A 17,293-nucleotide genomic window follows, 5' to 3' on the forward strand; every position below is an offset into this window, starting at 1 on the left:
GACGATTATCCTTGGTTTTCCGGCAAACAGTTCATTGAACCAGGGTGCTGGGTCACGACATCAGTGAATAAAAATGGTGGGATACTAGAAAACAGAGTCACAGGTTCAGCCACACTTGGCGCGGCCAATGAACGGAACTGCTCCCAATCTTCAATACGATCAGGACTTGCTTTCACTTTCTCCACCCAGTTTAAAAACGCCACTTGATCAGGCATGGCTGATGCGGTGAATTTCATTTGAGAGAACCCTTTACCACTGTAGTTCGATGCAAAGCCTTTGAAGTCACCTTCGTGGTTCGCGATCAAATTCAGCTTGGTCACCATTCCCGGCATCGCGTAGATCTGCGAACCAAGACGCGGGATAAAGAATGCGTTCATGATGTTGTCTGAAGTCAGCTTAAACGTCACCGGAACATCTTTCGGGAACGCAACATAGTTAACCGTCGCAATGTTTTGCTCCGGATAGATGAACAGCCACTTCCAGTCCAGAGAGACCACTTCGATCACCATAGGCTTAACGTCACTCACCAGAGGCTTTGATGGCTCTAATTCGTGTGTTGTTCGCCAAGTGATGGTGGCTAGAATCGCGATGATGATGATTGGAATCGTCCATACCACCACTTCGATCTTGGTTGAGTGTGCCCAGTCAGGTGCATACTCTTCCGTGGTATTGCTCTCGCGGTATCGGTAAGCAAAGTAGATGGTCATCAGAATCACTGGGATGACGACAATCAACATCAGCAACAGAGCCGTGATAATCAGCTCTTTTTCCTGAACGCCAACGCTACCTTTTGGGTCGAGCAATGCGGAGTTACATCCTTCGAGCATCAGAACGGTTCCCAGCAAACCAATCTTCGACAAATTTGTCCTCGATAAAATGCGTTTATATCTTGAAGCTTCCATTAACTTTCTCGATGGTTATCCAGCCTCAGAACGAACGTCTGAGTACTGGTTGTCATGATCATTAGAATATTTATGTGTTGAGCATGTGAAACGCCGCATCTCAAAAAGCAATGCAATAAGGTTCGTTACTGCTGGGTTAAAACCACACAGAAAACATGACTTAATTGTTACACTTTGAAATACATTGTTACATTCGGCGCATTATGAAGAGTTGAAATTGAAAGCTCACCAAACAAACTTGGAAACTAACCTTCCATTAATGAATGTGAAAACTAAGGAATAGAAGACGATTAAGACACACAGCAATATCGTGCTACACAAATGGAGCCAGTGCTGACAAGGGATCTCGAAACAATAGATAAACACTCGCGCGTCACCACTGCTCAGGGCTAGTTCAAGGTACATTAGAAAGAGCGAATAAATAGAAGTGTGACGCCCATCAAGATTGTGAATTCACATACCATTTACAAGGTATTCACTGGTTAGATTATTCAAAATACCCACTCATTCACCAGCAAGATAACCAAGCATTCATCGATGTACTACTGTGACGAATTGAAAGAATATTATGACTAACAGAAAGGATAATTTGACTAATTGAGAACGTTATAGCGGTGAAAAGAACAACACAATGGTAGGAATTGGGATGAATTTATCGAGAATAACAACACCATAATCGAGCCAGATACGGCTCGATTATGGGCAATTGAAAAGCAGTTAAATTAAAAAACAGTTATGCCGCTTGAGTCGCGATGGTTTTCGCTGATTTCGAGTCATCAAGTGATAAACCACCGGCACAAAGTAGAACGAGATAAGCGTGGTTAACACAGTACCACCCACAATCGCGACCGCAAACGGAGGCCAGAAACCACCGCCAGCGATGATCAATGGCATAAAGCCGCCAACAGTCGTTATCGTGGTTGAGCTGATATGGCGAGTACACGACATCACAGCTTCAACGACTGCATCTACATTCCCGGAGGAAGCCTCTTTATCGAGTTTCAATTCGGTCAAAATCACAATGGCCGCGTTAATCGCTAAGCCCGCAATCCCAAGCATCGCGATAATCACCGTAAAGCCGAACGGATAACCGAAGATCCATACCGACAACAGCCCTAGTCCACCAGCCAACCCTGCTACCATGAAGATGATGCTGCTCATTCGGAACGAGTTGAATGACATCACCACCACCAGCACCATCAATACCACCACGACTGCGACATTCGAGATGAGGCTGTTGACTGAATTGTCTCGCTCCGCTGATTCGCCACCAAAACCAATGGTGTAACCCGATGGCATCTCATAGCTTGCTAAGCGTTTTTGGAATTCATTAAGTACGGTTTGAGGTAAGACACCCGCTTCAATGTAACCCTCGATGGTATTCACACGCTGCCCGTTACGACGAGTAATCGCACCGCGACTGGTCGTCAATTCCAGTTCTGCCAGCGTCGAAACATTGATCCCTGTTGAGTAGACATCAGAACTGATTGGCAGACGAATATTGCTTAAGTGAACCAAGTTTTCACGCGCCTCATCTGCCACACGAACACGGATTGGTACCGACTCACTGCCTTCAATCACAGAGCCACTTTCACGACCTGTCAGCGTAGTTTGCAGCATACCTGCGAACTGGTTCAATGAAATACCATTCAGCTTTGCGGTGTCTTCATCAACCTTCAACCACACCTTCGGAGTACCTGGTTGCAGGGTTTCCCTTGTGTGCGTCACATGAGGAACACCCGCCAAAATCAATCGCACATCCTCACCAATCGCTTTCAACGTATCGAGGTTTTCACCATACACTCGCAGTTCAACGGGCGCGGTAAATGGAGGCCCTTGGTTAAGCTTACGTACCAAGATTTGTGCTTCCGGCACCTCTTCATCCAACACCTTTTGCAACTGTGGAATTAGCGTATTGGCTTGGTCAAAGTTCTCTGTTTTCACCATGGCTTGCGAGAAGTATGGCGCATTATTTTGCCTTGCTTGCAGGTTGTAATAGAAGGATGGGAAGTTTGCACCCACGAGCCAATCGATACGCTCCACTTCAGGGTAACGATGAATGATATCGTCGATTTTTTCAGAGGTGTTTTTAGTGGCATAAATGCTCGCTTGCGGCGGCATGTACACCTGGATCTCAAACATGTCTCGGTCTGATGGCGGGAAGAATTGCTCAGTCAGCTGAGACATACTCCAGTAACCGGTAAACGGAACCAACAACACCAAAGCAATCGTGATAATTGGATGCGTGACACCAAAGCGGACAGAAGACGAGAACCAGCGCGTCAAAGCCGGGATTCTTAAGCCGGTCATGTACCAATGGTGCTGTCCTTTCTTGTCGACATCACTGAGTTGTTTCGGCAGTAGCTTAGTCGCTAAGCCTGCGATTAAGGTGTGCGAGATGATGTAAGAGCCGATCAATGAGAAAGAAACGGTAATCGCAATACCACCGACAAATTCACCCGATGCACCCGGCATCAAGATAATCGGAGCAAACGCCAACACGGTAGTTAAGGTTGAGCCTAATAACGGCACCCATAAATGCTTCAACGCATTCATGGTCGCTTCAGCTCGCTGTTGCCCTTTCAAGCGATACGCCTGAATGGTATCGACCATCACCACCGCGTTATCAACCATGATCCCGAGCGCCACAATTAGGCCCGTCACCGACATTTGGTTAATCGGCACACCGGTCATTTTCATGATCGACAATGTAAGCAGTGAAGTCAGTGGCAGAGAAATCGCCACTAAGATCGCGGCACGTACGCCTAAAGTGACAAACAGCACAATCAAAATCAGACCGAAACCGATCATCAAGCTTTTGCCTAAATCGTCTAAGCGAGTCTCGGTATAACCTTGCTGATTAAAGAGCACCGTCACCTTAACGTTACTTGGTAACTCTTGCTCAAATTTACCAATCAGAGCATTAGCTCGCGACGTCCAGTTGTCGACTCGCAGATCAGGATGCATTCTTGCCGCGACAATCACACCCGGCTCACCATCAATAATGGCAATCTGGTCTTGTGGGGTCTTCTCACCACGTTTCACAGAAGCAATGTCTTCCATACGGATGATGTGACCCTTGCTATCAGTGGCTATTGGCACTTGCTTAATGCGTTCAATAGAATCGAGTTCAGATTTAATTTCCAAGCCAAAGCGAGAATAAGCACTGACCAATTCACCCGCCGAGTTCTTGGCGTCTGCCCCTTCGAGCGATTCAGCGATATTGGCGCTTGAACGCCCTAGAGCAGCGGCATCGGCCGTACGTAAACTGATTTGAATCTCTTCTTGCGGCATCCCGTATTCATCAACGAATTCAGTACCCGACAAAGTTCTTAGTCGCTTGGCGAGCTCTTTGGCATAACGGCCCAGCGTTAACCTATCAGGCTCGCCTGCACCAGACCAAGTTAGAGATGCGATGGTCGTGAAAGCATAGGTATGGTCGCTATCGAGATCAGGCGATTGAGCACCCGCAGGCAAAATGGATTCGATATCAGATAACTTGTCGCGAGCTTGGGACCAGACGGGTTCTGGCTCGGTGATGGTGTCATTAAGTTCTAGCGTGACAATCGATACGCTCGGCCTAGAGGTTGAACTCACCAATTTAACTTCACTCAGCTCACGCAGCTTGTTCTCGATTACCTCAGTAACCAAGGTTTCAACACGCTCGGCACTGGCGCCGGGGAAGCTGGTTGTGATGTTCGCGTAACGGTTGATGATTACTGGGTCTTCTGCACGTGGCAACGTCATGAACGCCGAAATACCACTCACCATCAGCAGCGCGGTCATCAAGATAAGCAGTCGAGTGTTGGAAATAGTCTCTATTATTTTCATACTATTACCTACTCAGCCGCACTGACTGGTTTCACGATTTGGCCCGGAACTAAGCGATGTAAACCACTGGCGATGACCTGTTCACCGTCTTCAATCGCCCCACTCACGTACGCTTGTTGATTGTTGGCAAACAGCACCTGAACACTTCTACGTTCAACCTTATTGTCTTCACCAATCACAAAGATGTTCCACACACCGCGCAATCCATCAATCAAACCCGTTAATGGCACCCAGTAACCTGAGTCATCAATCTGTTCATCAAATTTAAGGTAGGCAAGTTGCCCTTCCAATACCGATGATTGTTCAGGGAATAGGTAACGCAAACCGACACTGCGAGATTGGGTGTCGACCATTGCGCCGGGATTCAATAGCTCCACGGCATAATCTGTTCTCCCAACTCGGATGTTAGGCGAAGAAAGTGAGGTGACTTTTTGCATTTGGTGAGCAGGAATACCGATGAAGGCCTCTTTGCCTTCTGAAGCAAGCAATGTAAGAGTTGGATTACCCACATTCACCACATCACCCAACGACACAAAACGCGTTGCGATAGTGCCCGAATAAGGCGCACGAACCGTCGACTTAACCAACTTCAATTCATTGCCTTTTACCGAGGCATCAATACGCAATAAGTTCGCCTGCAACACGCGCTGTTCACTGGTTAACGAATCAATCTCCGCTTCGGCACTGAAGCCTTTCGCTTTCAATGAACGTTGACGTTTAAGGTTCGCTGCCACCAAACTCAATTGAGCTTTGACTTCTTCAGCCTGCGCTTTCAGTTGGCTAGACTCGGTTTCCAAAAGTTGGGTATCCAGTCTGATCAACGGCTGACCCGTTGTGACTGTGTCACCGACATCCACCAGAATCTCGTTTACTTTTCCGGCCAACTCGAAACCTAAATTGGCCTGTTGACCCGCCTTAACCACACCGACATATTCGCGTTGTACTGCATAAGAGGAAGACAGCGCCAAGGCCATCGTTTCCACGGTTAAAATAGTTTGGACGCTCGATGCCGTTTCAGAGGTTGAATCAACCGACTCTTGGGCTTGTTCCTTTTCGCCACATCCAACAAGAAAAGCCGACAACGCCACTGCCACTGCGCTTCCCTTCATCAATTTATACATACGTACTGTTCCTATGCGGTACTCAATTATGTTCTTTTTTTAGACTAACCAAATCAAACTAGACTGTCTAGTTTGATTGTGTTAAAAATAAGTTTCATCGTTAATGATTGATAAAACCATCACAAAAAGCATAATGCTTAGCGTAAACGAGACACATAGAACTGAGCACCAACAGGCACTAAGTAACGAGAAGCAAGCACGTGACTAAAATCATCAAGAGTGAACAGAAGAGATCGCAGATCTTAACCGCAGCCAGCCAACTTTTCTCTGAACATGGCTTCAAGATCAATATGGATCAAATAGCCAAAGCAGCGAACGTTTCCAAGCAAACGGTCTACTCTCACTTTAAAAACAAAGACGAACTTTTCGAAACCTGCATGCAAACCAAGTGTGCGGAGCGAGAACTCAGTCCTGCTGCCTTTGATATGGATGCTGCGGTGGGTGATGAGTTGGTGAAATTTGGTGTGAAGTTTCAGGATTTATTACTTGATGAACAATCTAGACAAACCTTTCAAAATGCCATTAGCCAAGCGAATACGCATCCAGAGATCGCCTCTATCTATTTAGAAACTGGGCCTCAGAAAACCACCAAGTTACTTGCTGATTATTTGCAGTCGAAAATAGACTCTGGTGATCTCACACTGTCGACATCAAGCTCGCCAGTCATTGCAGCACGCCAACTGTTGCTGATGTTTCACGGCAAATCGGCGTATTGGGGATTCTTCGGACACGACAGCGGAGAATCTGAAGAAGAAAGACTTCACTACACTCGCGAATGTGTCGCGCTATTCTTGAACGGCAACCAGCCTCGTTAATTGTAGCTCTATCTTTGAATAAAAAAGGCACAGAGAAATTCATCCTCTGTGCCTTATCAATCATCAGTCACTCTCAGCAATAACAGCGATCGGTTTATTGGGTATGTTCCACAACGATCAGCTCATCGGTATTGAAGCCACGCTCTTTCGACATGGCTTTAAACTTCTCCATCACTTCTGGTGCGACTTCAGGCGTTCTTGCGAGTAGCCATAAGTAATCAGTGTCGGGCCCAGAAACAAACGCGTATTGGTAGCCCTCTTTGTCTAATTCAAACACGACATAAGCGCCGTAGAAAGGGCCAAAGAAAGACACTTTCAAATAGCCTTGTTCAGAGCCCTCAACGAAGTACGCTTTTCCTTCCGCTTCGTTCCACTCACCTTCTTCCGCCGAATAACCACGGTTAATCACCTTCACGCCGCCATCATCACGCAGGCTGTATTCAGCGCTCACATTACTTAAGCCGCGCTCAAACGAGTGATCCAAACGAGCCACTTCGTACCATTTCCCTAGGTATCGTTCCAACTCAAACTGTTGAACAGGCTTAACCGTTTCGGGCATGCCAACACAACCACCCAATAAGATCACGCTAAGCAGCAATAATATTTTTTTCATCCTAACCTCGACTTGTTTTTATTAGTAATGCGAGTAAGTCTCGTGAAAACATAAACTTACATCCTTGGTAATACGTTAAATCCATTTTTATAGTTCACTTAACTGTAATTTATTCAGAACCTTATGTGAATCGTTTAGTCTGTGAATGGATTCGTAATCCTTTATTCATGAGCTGTATTCCCACAACCACCTCAAAAGATATTGGAATTACATGCAAACAAGAGAGCAATCAAGGACACTTTATTATTAAAAATTCACGATATGATTCTGGCCACTCGCTTTCTATACTTACTAAACAGTGGAACATGGAAGACATAATAATGAATAACAAGCTCACTCTGTCACGCACTGCATGGATAGTATTACTCGCAAGCTTAACGGCCGTAGCGCCCGTTCTTGCGCAAGCCACCACTATTGTTCAAACACAAACAGCAGTTCAAAGCCAAAGTGCAGACCAGATATTTACCAATGCAGATATATACGGGCATCGTGAGTCGAACTCGATCGTTACCCACAACGGCAAGATCATCTTCATTGGTAACCAATCACAGGCGCAAACTTTTCAAGGGCAACGTACCGATGTCATTGATTTAGACAATGCCTTTGTCCTTCCGGGGTTCATTGACAACCATAACCATGTGTTTGAAGCCGCCTCAGAGCTGGGTGGCAATTGTGAACTCGACTCTGAAGCCACATTAGAAGAGCAAATTCCCTACTTAGAAGCGTGTAAGATCAATGCTGATACCGATGGCAGAGGTTGGCTTATGGGCTATGGTTTTTCTTTGGAAGCGACGCTCGATAGCGACTCTGAATACACACCACTTGAGATCATCGACAGCATCTTCCCGGATCGCCCAGTGGTGATCATGGAGCAGACTTCACACTCGATGTGGGTCAACTCTAAAGCACTGAAAATCGCCCGAATCAGCCAGCAATCGCCAGATCCACAAGGTGGCGCTTATTTAAAAGACCAAGACAGCGGCAAACTCAATGGCATCTTATTAGACAATGCTGGCGATCAAGTGATGGAGATGGCTTGGAACAGCCAAAGCGAACTGTTTGAGCAAAGCTACCAAGGGTTAATGTTCGGGCTTGAGGAAGCGGCAGCCCACGGCATCACTACCATTGGCGACGGTCGCATGTATTGGAAACGAGGTTGGTATGACGTTTGGCTAGAGGCCGAGCAAAATCAAGACTTAACGGCGCGTGTTTCGCTACGCCCTTGGGTGTACCCATCGATGGCAATGCCTTCTCAATTAGAAGTCTTTGAGAAGATGTATTCCGACGATAAAAGCCGTCTGTTACTTGTCGAACAGGTGAAAATGTACAGCGACGGCATCTTTATCAACGGCACCGCCAAAACGCTCGCACCCTACTTAGATACTTATCTTCCCCAGTCTCCTAATGGCTTGAACTATATTCCGCCGGAACAAATGAAAGAGTGGCTAACTGCGCTCGAAAAAATAGGTTTTAGCGCCCACATTCATGCCATTGGTGATGGAGCGGTTCGTGAATCTCTTGATGCAATAGAAAGTATTCGTAAACAAGGCTCAACCAAACCCTACACCCTAACCCATGTCGAATTAATCAATGATGAAGATGTGCCACGCTTTCGTCAATTAGACGTAACCGCAGATTTCCAAGTCGGCTCTGATTACGTTGCAAGGCATCAACACCAATGGGCCGAAGCTTTCCTTGGTGCTCGCCGTGCCAAAGCCATGATGAACTTAGACGCGATACTTAAGACTGATGCCAATATCACCTTAAGCAGTGACTGGAACGTACACGACATCAACCCATTGGTTGGCATCGCGAACAGCTTAATCATGGGTAAAACAGGCCTAACTGATATCTACACGGCTATCGACGCTTACACGATTAATGCCGCTTCTAGCTTGGGCATCGACGACATCACTGGATCTATTGAGGTAGGAAAATCAGCGGACTTCGCCATTCTCGACCGAGACATCACGACCATATCGGCAAGACAAATAGCCAAGACTCAGGTGTTGATAACGGTGTTGCGCGGGGATGTGGTTTACGAAAAATAGAACCAACAAGCGCATCGAATTGGTTATCGCAACTCAAACGAAAACGAAAACGAAAACGAAAACGAGCCAGCTTAATCAGCTGGCTCGTCTGTTATTCACATCTGTATTTTATGTTGTGTTACGCGTTGGTGTCTTTAAGCGCGTTCACATTTGAATCTTGCTTTTCATCCAGAGCAAAGTAGATCTTCGATACAATCACTTCAGCAACCAGAATCGTAAATACCACAGCGAAGAACGCTACTACACCGCCCCAAGGGCCTGTGAAGCTCACCTTGTCACCGAACATAAGGTTTATCGCTTCTAGCATGACGAATTTTGAGCCAACAAGAATAATGTATGTCGACAGCGCTCGATACACCTTAGGTGCCGTTCCAGATTTCTGTTTGAAGTAATCCGCTACCTTGTGTTCTAAGCCAATAGAGAGCTTCAACAATAACTGCAGCAACAACGCCGCTATCAAAGAAATAGTGAAAGATTCAATGTTGACGAAGTCCCAGTACTCATCGAAAAAGTTAAGTACTACTAAGTCCACCAGCACGGCTAACGTGTAACCTACGAATAGACGTTGTGGTGTGTTGAACCCGTAAACTTTGTCTGATTTAGTCATTCTGTCTCTCTCTAATTTGATAAGTAGCCTTGATTTGAAATACATCTTAGCGTTCGAATCGAAGCAAAACTTACCATTTCATGACACCACTCAAAATCATTCACAACACAAATGAATCGTCATAGTGTCTTCGCCCCTCCACCTTCAATAATCCTGATCGCCCACGTATCACTGTAAAGTAAAATGGCACTATCGAGTGATCTGCTACTACCAAGTAACCTGCCACTACCAACTAAGGAAAGAATAGAAACGCTAAATGGATGACCCTTATTTAGGCAATGAGTGTGTTAATTGAAATCTTGCGTCCAATAAGACATCTTCGATGCATCTGACTTACTGGCTTTGTATCCAATCCCCATCTTTGTGTGTCGGCTATTCATCACGTTTTGGCAGTGACCTTCGTGACCAGCCCAACTATTAAGACCAGCATTGTTAACTTGCCCATCACTTCGCGGACTGGTGTAACCAAAAATAGGAATCACAACAGAATTGGATGAGAGGACAAACGCATTCTGACCAGAACTGTTCACAACAAAGTGACCTTGAGCATCTCTTCGGTACTGCTCATCTGAGTTCAACTGAGCATTACTCGCCGTGTTATTGTCCCAAGCGATAGGAGCTGCTGGTGGGTAGTTACCACTCGAAAACGATGAACCAAAGGCATCACAATAACGTTGTGTCGACCTCGCACAATTTGTCGAGATAACAGATTGGTACTTGATACTGTTCTGACTTAGATCTTCTGGAATATTCACAATTCGGCACCATTTATCATCGGCAACGCCTTGACCGGGCATCCCCCAAATCGCACCGTTCAATAATTGATTTGTATCTAGTGAAGCGAAATCGATGAGAGTGTCGCTATTAAGCTGACCTAGATCCAAATCGATCTTTCCAGATGAAGTGTTCAACTCAAAGATCGAGGCCCCAACCTCCTTAGCTGCTGCGTTAATTTTGTCGCGCTGTAATAATTCCCAAGAATCACCAAACCGCTCTTTTGACTGCTCTCCATAAGCTTGAGCGATAAAATCGTAAGTAGGTAAATTAGACTCTATCCCGCTCCCATCTTTGGAAACTACGCTGCCAACGGTTTTAAATTCCAACGAACTGTCGAACACCGCATCGTTAAACACATACGATCCCAAGAGCTCACTAGAACAAGAGTTACTTTGCATATCGTATCGATATTCAGAAATTGTACCGTCCACAAGTAACTGATGATCCTTCCTTTGCGCGCTTAATCCTGTGGTTTCGTAACAGTGCCAATCGTTAACAAAGTTGCTGCCATTATCGATAACGATTGTTGGTACAGCGATAGTCACATCAACCTCCTGAGTATCTCCACTCTTGAACGCAGGCAGCTCATTTTTGACGGTAATAGATGAGAAATTTCTGATTGGATCCGTTTCTTCGATAAAACCTTCGATCGCAAAAATCATATTGTTGCTAAGAGCTTTAATGTCAGGCTGCTGAGAGGTAGATGATGAGCCGGTATTACTTGGATTACTTGGATTACTTGGATTACTTGGAACATTAGCGTTATTAGACGTTGTGCTGTCACCTCCTGATGAACTCTCTCCACCACAACCCGTAATAATCAGTGCTAGAAGGGCTACTGCCGAGATATTTTGTTTTTTCATGAGTTAATCCTTAAGCATATATTTATCTTAATGTAAGGATGTTGCCTCATAGAACGAACTTAAATTTCAGACCAATGTCAGAGCCCCAAATACTGACACCGATTTAACATTTTATAAGATCTAGCCATACCAAGAAGGCAAACTTGGTCAAGTGGTTGAAAGCGCGTATGCCGATCTATTGGTCATCGACGAAAACAACTCAATCAATTGAAAAATTGAGACTTAATGACAACGCAGTCACTATCAATATCTTTAATTTCCCTCGTCACTTAACACCCTTCTTAACTTGCATTACATGACAATTAAATATATACACTTGCACAATCGTGCATGTGTGTATATTATTCAGATCTCTTTTTACTTGCTAGATATTCCAATTGTGGATGCTAAATTAGTTATTGCGTTAAATGAGTTCTTTTATGTGGCCAAAGGGCTGGTTGTTATCATCGCGATTGTGTCGGTGCTTACAGGCATCATGCGAGAGTATATCCCTCAAGATAAACTCCAAACGACGCTGACCAAACACGACAAATGGGGAACCTTACTAGGCGCATTGTTCGGGATGTTGACCCCATTTTGTAGCGCAGCCGTGGTTCCGGTGACCATGGCAATGGCGTCGATGGGCGCATCATTAGGCACTGTGATGAGCTTCATCATCTCGGCACCGCTGTGTAACTTCATCGTATTGGCGATGGTGTACGCCTCGTTCGGATTGAAGATCACCGTGGTGTACTTCTTGGTCACCTTTACCGCAGCGGTTCTTGGTGGTTACTTGATTTCCAAATCACCTTGGAGAAACGAGATCAAACGCGGCGCTGAACTTGAAGACACCAAAAGAAAAAGCTGTTCAGATAGCTCAATCAATGCGAGTAACTCGTGCAGCGCAACCCCTTCTTCCGCATCAAGAATACGTAATGCAATGGGTGGAGCTTGGTCTTTGTTCAAACGAATCATCCCGTATGTACTTTTAGGTGCGGCGATCAGTGGCTTCTCGGCGGCTTACCTACCTGCAGACTTAGTAGAGAAATACGTGGGTGGCGACAGCTTCCAATCTATCGTGGTCGCTTCATTGATTGGTATCCCGCTTTACTTACGTATCGAGATGGCAATTCCACTACTTAACGTATTAATTGCTAAGGGAATGGGCTTAGGTGCTGCATTGGCATTAATTATTGGCGGTACAGGTGCCAGTTTGCCTGAAATCGCGCTAGTATCTGCAGTTCTTAAAAGAAAAGCCGTAATCGCGTTTGTGGGAATAGTCTTAACGACCGCCATCATTGGTGGCGCTATCTTCCAATACGTTGTGTAAAATCGGACACATTGAAAAATATAAAGCTTCGCGCCGCTCATTGAGAGTGGTGCGACTAAGTTGAAAAGGTAAAACCATGATGGATGAAAAATACATTGATTCGCTAAAAGCCTTATCAGAACCTAATCGACTGAGATTGTTCTGGTTGTTCCTGCATGTTGACGAATGCATGGCTGTCGCTGAAGCAATCGACATCATAGGTGAAACCCAATACAACGTATCTCGCAACCTAAAAATGCTCTACAAAGCTGGGCTACTTAACCACGATAAGAAAGGCAAATGGGTGTTTTACACCTTGAAAGAACAAACCGCGCCTCACTGCAAAGCTTTGGTCGACTCTGTTCGTTACTTGCCAGAAGATGATTTCCAAGAAGTGGTTAAACGTTGTCAGATTCGCTTATCAATGAGAGTTGATGGTGACTGTGTTATCGGCCCAGACAGCGAAATATGGCAGAGCAAGATTAGCTAAGTCGCGATAACAAGAGACGCGAGAAAGAGATGCCCAATACCGGTATCTCTGATTCAATTGGTGGTGTGAAGTATGAATAAATACACTCAACAACAACTCGATTCTATTTTAGAACAGCATAAACTGTGGTTGGAAAACCAAGGCGGCGAACGAGCACAATTAGGTAATACCGATCTAAGTAATCTAGCGCTTCAAGATGTTGACCTTCGTTGCGCCAACCTGATACGTACTGATTTTAGTGGCGCCGATTTATCGGGTGCGAACATGAATGAGGCTGACATCACCTATGCCAATTTCAGCCACGCGAACCTCAACAATACCAGCTTCCGCGATGCTGACTTGCGTAACGCCAACATGAGTTACGCCCAAATGCTCAACGTCGATTTACTGCGCGCCGATTTATTCCGTACCGATTTCAGCAATGCCCAAGTCAGTGACTCTGCTTTCAAACGAATCGACACAAGCAATACCATTATTGAGTTGCGAGATCCTACCCGACAGTGTCTCTCTGCCAAGTAGGTTCAAGCAGCGATGATCTCCAATGCGCTGATATTGTTGCATATTCATTCGATTATTCGATAAATACCGAATTGGACTGGGCACTCACCTACTGAACTCAGGTCGTAACAGCAGATCTCGCATCCCGTATCACTAAGCATCGAACGACATTGTTCTTACTTGTTTTTTTGTTCTTACATATTTTCGATTCTCATGTATTATGTGCGCCCATAATTGTATGACAAATATGTAGCACTGTTTCTGTATGACCAAAGCCACGAACCACGCGATTTTGCTCTTAGTATTCGCCAACCTGCTCGCATCCTTTTCAGACGTCTCACTCAAAGTGCTGAACGGTGAAGTGCCCACGTTCCAATATGTGTTTATCCGCCAGCTATTGAGCGTGATGTTGCTGCTCCCTTTTTGGCTAAAGCTACCCAAAGAGACGCGCATGCAAGGTGGTTGTCGCATCAATTTTTTGCGGGCTCAATTCATCCTAATGGGAAGCGGCTGCGCAATGATTGCCATCACACACCTAACGTTGGCGACCGCAAATGCGATGTTCTATGTTGGGCCCATTCTTATGCTCCCGCTTTCTATTGTTTTACTGAAAGAGAAGCCGACATCATCAAAAGTGGTGGCGACATTGATTGGTTTCGCGGGTGTGTTAATCGTGTTGCGTCCAGAGCAATTTCACTGGGCCGCTATTGCAGGGTTAGGCAGTGCGCTCGCGATGGGTGTCGGCAATATTTTGATTAAACGTCTTCACGCAGAACAACACATTATCTCGACACTATTTTGGACCAGTGTGATGACTCTACCGCTGGCGTTGGCTCTTGCTCTACCTGCATGGGCGGCGATTGAATGGCGTCATGTTGGGTGGATTATGGCAATCAACCTGTTCGTTCTTGGATACCATGCCCTTGTGGTGGTGGCTTATAAAAAAGCACCAGCAAACCAAATTGCTCTCGCGGAATACTCGGGGTTGGTGTTCGTGACCTTATTTGGCGTGATGTGGTTTGATGAGATTCCAGACATGTTGACCCTTGTCGGCATCAGCCTGATCGTCATTCCGATGATGCCAATAAAGTGGAAGAAGTACTTCAGTAAGCCAAATCAAACGGCGCTTGATATAGAAGCCAATCAGACTAAGTCTTAATTGCCAGCAGCATCCTTGCAGCGCATCGAGCTAACCCACTTTCGACCTATTCAAATGAGAAAAGGGACCGGTATTTCTACCCGTCCCTTTTTTATTTTCGTTTGTATAAGGTGTTACTTAAGCTTGAACACCAACACTTTGTTGTATGCCGTTACCATCAGTAAGTCTTGCTGTTTCCCGCCAATTTCTAGGTTGCTGATATGGCCCGCATCAATAGCAATGAAGTCTATCTGCTTACCGTCTTTATCGAACACACCCACGCCACCGTGCGCTGCAACAAATAGGTTGTCATCGGCATCAACAGCGACACCATCAACCATAGGTTCAGAGCCAGACTCCGCCTTCACTTGAGCAAACTGAGTCTTATTGCTGAGTGACTCTCCATCAACATCAAATCGGTATACCCAGCCATCAGATGTGTCGGCAACGTATAAAGAAGATTCATCAGAAGAAAAAGCGATGCCGTTTGGCAGCTTGAACTCTCCAGTGATCAACTTTAGATCACCATCTAAATAACGATAAACGCCATTAACCGGTTGCTCTGGTTCTGCCTTTGCTGGGCCGTAACCTTGGATACCAAACGGAGGATCGGTGAACCACACGCTGCCATCGCTGTTAACGGTTAAATCATTCGGGCTATTGAGCAGCTTGCCGTTATACGTTGCAGCGACAATCACTTTCTCTCCGTTGCCCTGACGGTACGACAACTTTCTATCATGGCGAGCAGCCCAAAGGTTGCCTTTCACATCAATATCGAGACCATTGGCATAGCCAGAATTATCATCAAAAACGCTCAACTTGCCGTTAAGATCGTAAGAATAGGTTGTGTTATTTGGAATATCGCTAAACAAGAAACGTTGATGTTCCACATCCCATGTTGGGCCTTCAACAAAGCCGAATGAGTCTCCAACCAGTGTTGGGTTGCTTTCTACAACAGAGGCAGCTGAAACATTCATAGAGGCAGCCATTGCAGCGGTAATAAGTAGTAATTTGTTCATTGTTCTTCTCCTTCTGTTTACGTTTTGAATCTTAGTTTCTTGAAGGAGTGAGAGAAACAGTACAAAATGACTTCACTGTTTACTAAATGGTGTTAATGATGAATTTGATTTATATGCAGACCTTCTTGACTGTCGCCGAAGAGCAAAGCTTCACCAAGGCCGCTGAAGTATTGGATGTGTCAAAAGGTTTGGTGTCTCGGCATGTACAACGACTCGAAGAAACATTGAACTCTAAGCTGTTTCACAGAACGACTCGTTCTATCAGCCTCACAGAAGTGGGTGAAGAGTTGTATTCGAAAGCGAAGCAAATTCAACTATTAGCAATCGAAGCGGAAATGCGTGTCTTAGACATGACGCAGGAAGTGGCAGGCGATTTAAAAATTACCGCACCGATAGAGTTTGGGCGTGCGCTTTGTCGTCATATCATCCCTACTTTCAAGCAAGAGTATCCAAAAGTGGATTTGATTCTCGACTTTGGGCCGATGAAAAAGAAGATAGAATCTGGCGACTTTGACATTGCTTTTAGAGCCTACGATGAACTGCCTAATGATGTGATTGCCAACGATCTTGGGCATATCCGCAATGTTCTCGTTTGCAGTGCGGATTACGCATCAACTTACCCAATCGCCACCACCAAAGACATCCACAAATGTAGCTTCATTCTTAACAGTCAAAATGAACGTTGGAATCAGTTGGAGTTGGTCAATGGCGAGCAAACCTACCATGTTGAAGTAACCGGAAGCGTTAGCTCGAATACCTACAGTTCAATTTTGGAGTTAGCGATGCAAGGGATAGGTGTCGCCAGCTTGCCGTTCTATCAAGTTGAAGAGCAGCTCAAACAAGGTGAGCTTATTCACGTATTCCCAGAATGGTCGATAAAAGCCCAAAAGCTAAGCCTTATCTATGCTCAAAGAAGAGTAACACCACAGAAGTTGGTCACTTTTAACCGAGCGGTAAAAGAGTGGTTGGAATCGAATAACACTTATACGTTGTAGGTTTTAGAACGCTAAATCTTTCAATTGGAACGTATGTGCGTTCCATTCATATCAGGCTCAATCGCCGTGCTTTCAATAGCTGATAGGCTGCCGTGTATTCGTCGATTTTGAAACACCCTCCCCCTCTAACTCCCCCTCAAGTTGAGTTCATCCCCTTTCCACGAAATCATAATGGGTCGAAAATACGGATTAAGGGGAGATTAGGAGGGAATTTGAGGTTGGTGTGATTACCGAGGGAGGTTAGTGTGATTACCGAGGGAGGTTAGTGTGATTACCGAGGGAGGT

14 protein-coding genes are annotated in these 17,293 nt (G+C 45.4%); 7 read left to right on the plus strand and 7 right to left on the minus strand.

Features of this window, described 5'->3' with window-relative positions; translation table 11 throughout:
- Positions 1 to 5: 5 nt before the first annotated feature.
- The 3 genes from cyoA to AB4263_RS10235 all read right to left on the minus strand — a co-directional run bounded on the left by cyoA (position 6) and on the right by AB4263_RS10235 (position 5,854).
- Complete coding sequence (gene cyoA / locus AB4263_RS10225; protein ID WP_372098173.1) at positions 6 to 902, minus strand: ubiquinol oxidase subunit II; 897 nt, start codon at positions 900 to 902, stop codon at positions 6 to 8.
- A gap of 717 nt (positions 903 to 1,619) precedes the next feature.
- On the minus strand, positions 1,620 to 4,733 hold the full coding sequence (locus AB4263_RS10230) for an efflux RND transporter permease subunit (protein ID WP_372098174.1): 3,114 nt from the start codon (positions 4,731 to 4,733) through the stop codon (positions 1,620 to 1,622).
- Between the two features lie 8 nt (positions 4,734 to 4,741).
- Positions 4,742 to 5,854, minus strand: a complete 1,113-nt coding sequence (locus AB4263_RS10235; RefSeq protein ID WP_372098175.1) for an efflux RND transporter periplasmic adaptor subunit — start codon at positions 5,852 to 5,854, stop codon at positions 4,742 to 4,744.
- A gap of 200 nt (positions 5,855 to 6,054) precedes the next feature.
- On the opposite strand from AB4263_RS10235, the gene AB4263_RS10240 reads away from it, so the two are divergent.
- Positions 6,055 to 6,669 carry a TetR/AcrR family transcriptional regulator gene (locus AB4263_RS10240; protein WP_004736309.1) on the plus strand — a complete coding sequence of 205 codons (615 nt, stop codon included), beginning with the start codon at positions 6,055 to 6,057 and terminating at the stop codon, positions 6,667 to 6,669.
- A 94-nt stretch (positions 6,670 to 6,763) separates the two neighbouring features.
- Here AB4263_RS10240 and AB4263_RS10245 read toward each other — a convergent pair whose 3' ends face one another.
- Positions 6,764 to 7,282, minus strand: coding sequence for a lipocalin family protein (locus AB4263_RS10245; RefSeq protein ID WP_371724674.1), 519 nt, complete (start codon positions 7,280 to 7,282; stop codon positions 6,764 to 6,766).
- Between the two features lie 320 nt (positions 7,283 to 7,602).
- Here AB4263_RS10245 and AB4263_RS10250 point away from each other — a divergent pair, with 320 nt between their 5' ends.
- The gene (locus tag AB4263_RS10250; RefSeq protein WP_372098176.1) at positions 7,603 to 9,333 is read left to right on the plus strand and encodes an amidohydrolase; all 1,731 of its coding nucleotides are present in this window, start codon (positions 7,603 to 7,605) and stop codon (positions 9,331 to 9,333) included.
- 118 nt (positions 9,334 to 9,451) lie between these two features.
- On the opposite strand, the gene AB4263_RS10255 is transcribed toward AB4263_RS10250, so the two are convergent.
- Positions 9,452 to 9,940 carry a hypothetical protein gene (locus AB4263_RS10255; protein WP_050644589.1) on the minus strand — a complete coding sequence of 163 codons (489 nt, stop codon included), beginning with the start codon at positions 9,938 to 9,940 and terminating at the stop codon, positions 9,452 to 9,454.
- Positions 9,941 to 10,227: 287 nt separating this feature from the next.
- On the minus strand, positions 10,228 to 11,580 hold the full coding sequence (locus tag AB4263_RS10260; RefSeq protein WP_372098177.1) for a CAP domain-containing protein: 1,353 nt from the start codon (positions 11,578 to 11,580) through the stop codon (positions 10,228 to 10,230).
- Positions 11,581 to 11,959: 379 nt separating this feature from the next.
- Between AB4263_RS10260 and AB4263_RS10265 the strand changes: the two genes are divergently transcribed.
- From AB4263_RS10265 to AB4263_RS10280, 4 genes are all read left to right on the plus strand, one after another.
- Positions 11,960 to 12,889, plus strand: a complete 930-nt coding sequence (locus AB4263_RS10265; protein WP_372098181.1) for a permease — start codon at positions 11,960 to 11,962, stop codon at positions 12,887 to 12,889.
- Positions 12,890 to 12,965: 76 nt separating this feature from the next.
- The gene (locus AB4263_RS10270) at positions 12,966 to 13,358 is read left to right on the plus strand and encodes a metalloregulator ArsR/SmtB family transcription factor (RefSeq protein ID WP_017086141.1); all 393 of its coding nucleotides are present in this window, start codon (positions 12,966 to 12,968) and stop codon (positions 13,356 to 13,358) included.
- A gap of 72 nt (positions 13,359 to 13,430) precedes the next feature.
- On the plus strand, positions 13,431 to 13,877 hold the full coding sequence (locus tag AB4263_RS10275) for a pentapeptide repeat-containing protein (RefSeq protein ID WP_372098178.1): 447 nt from the start codon (positions 13,431 to 13,433) through the stop codon (positions 13,875 to 13,877).
- 244 nt (positions 13,878 to 14,121) lie between these two features.
- On the plus strand, positions 14,122 to 15,015 hold the full coding sequence (locus tag AB4263_RS10280; RefSeq protein WP_372098179.1) for a DMT family transporter: 894 nt from the start codon (positions 14,122 to 14,124) through the stop codon (positions 15,013 to 15,015).
- A gap of 113 nt (positions 15,016 to 15,128) precedes the next feature.
- Here AB4263_RS10280 and AB4263_RS10285 read toward each other — a convergent pair whose 3' ends face one another.
- Complete coding sequence (locus AB4263_RS10285; RefSeq protein WP_372098180.1) at positions 15,129 to 16,013, minus strand: SMP-30/gluconolactonase/LRE family protein; 885 nt, start codon at positions 16,011 to 16,013, stop codon at positions 15,129 to 15,131.
- A gap of 98 nt (positions 16,014 to 16,111) precedes the next feature.
- On the opposite strand from AB4263_RS10285, the gene AB4263_RS10290 reads away from it, so the two are divergent.
- Positions 16,112 to 17,008 (plus strand): LysR family transcriptional regulator, encoded by an 897-nt coding sequence (locus AB4263_RS10290; RefSeq protein WP_372098182.1) that lies wholly within the window; start codon positions 16,112 to 16,114, stop codon positions 17,006 to 17,008.
- The last annotated feature ends 285 nt before the right edge of the window (positions 17,009 to 17,293 follow it).

This window comes from Vibrio sp. 10N.261.55.C5, from assembly GCF_041470505.1.
GTDB lineage: Bacteria > Pseudomonadota > Gammaproteobacteria > Enterobacterales > Vibrionaceae > Vibrio > Vibrio crassostreae_C.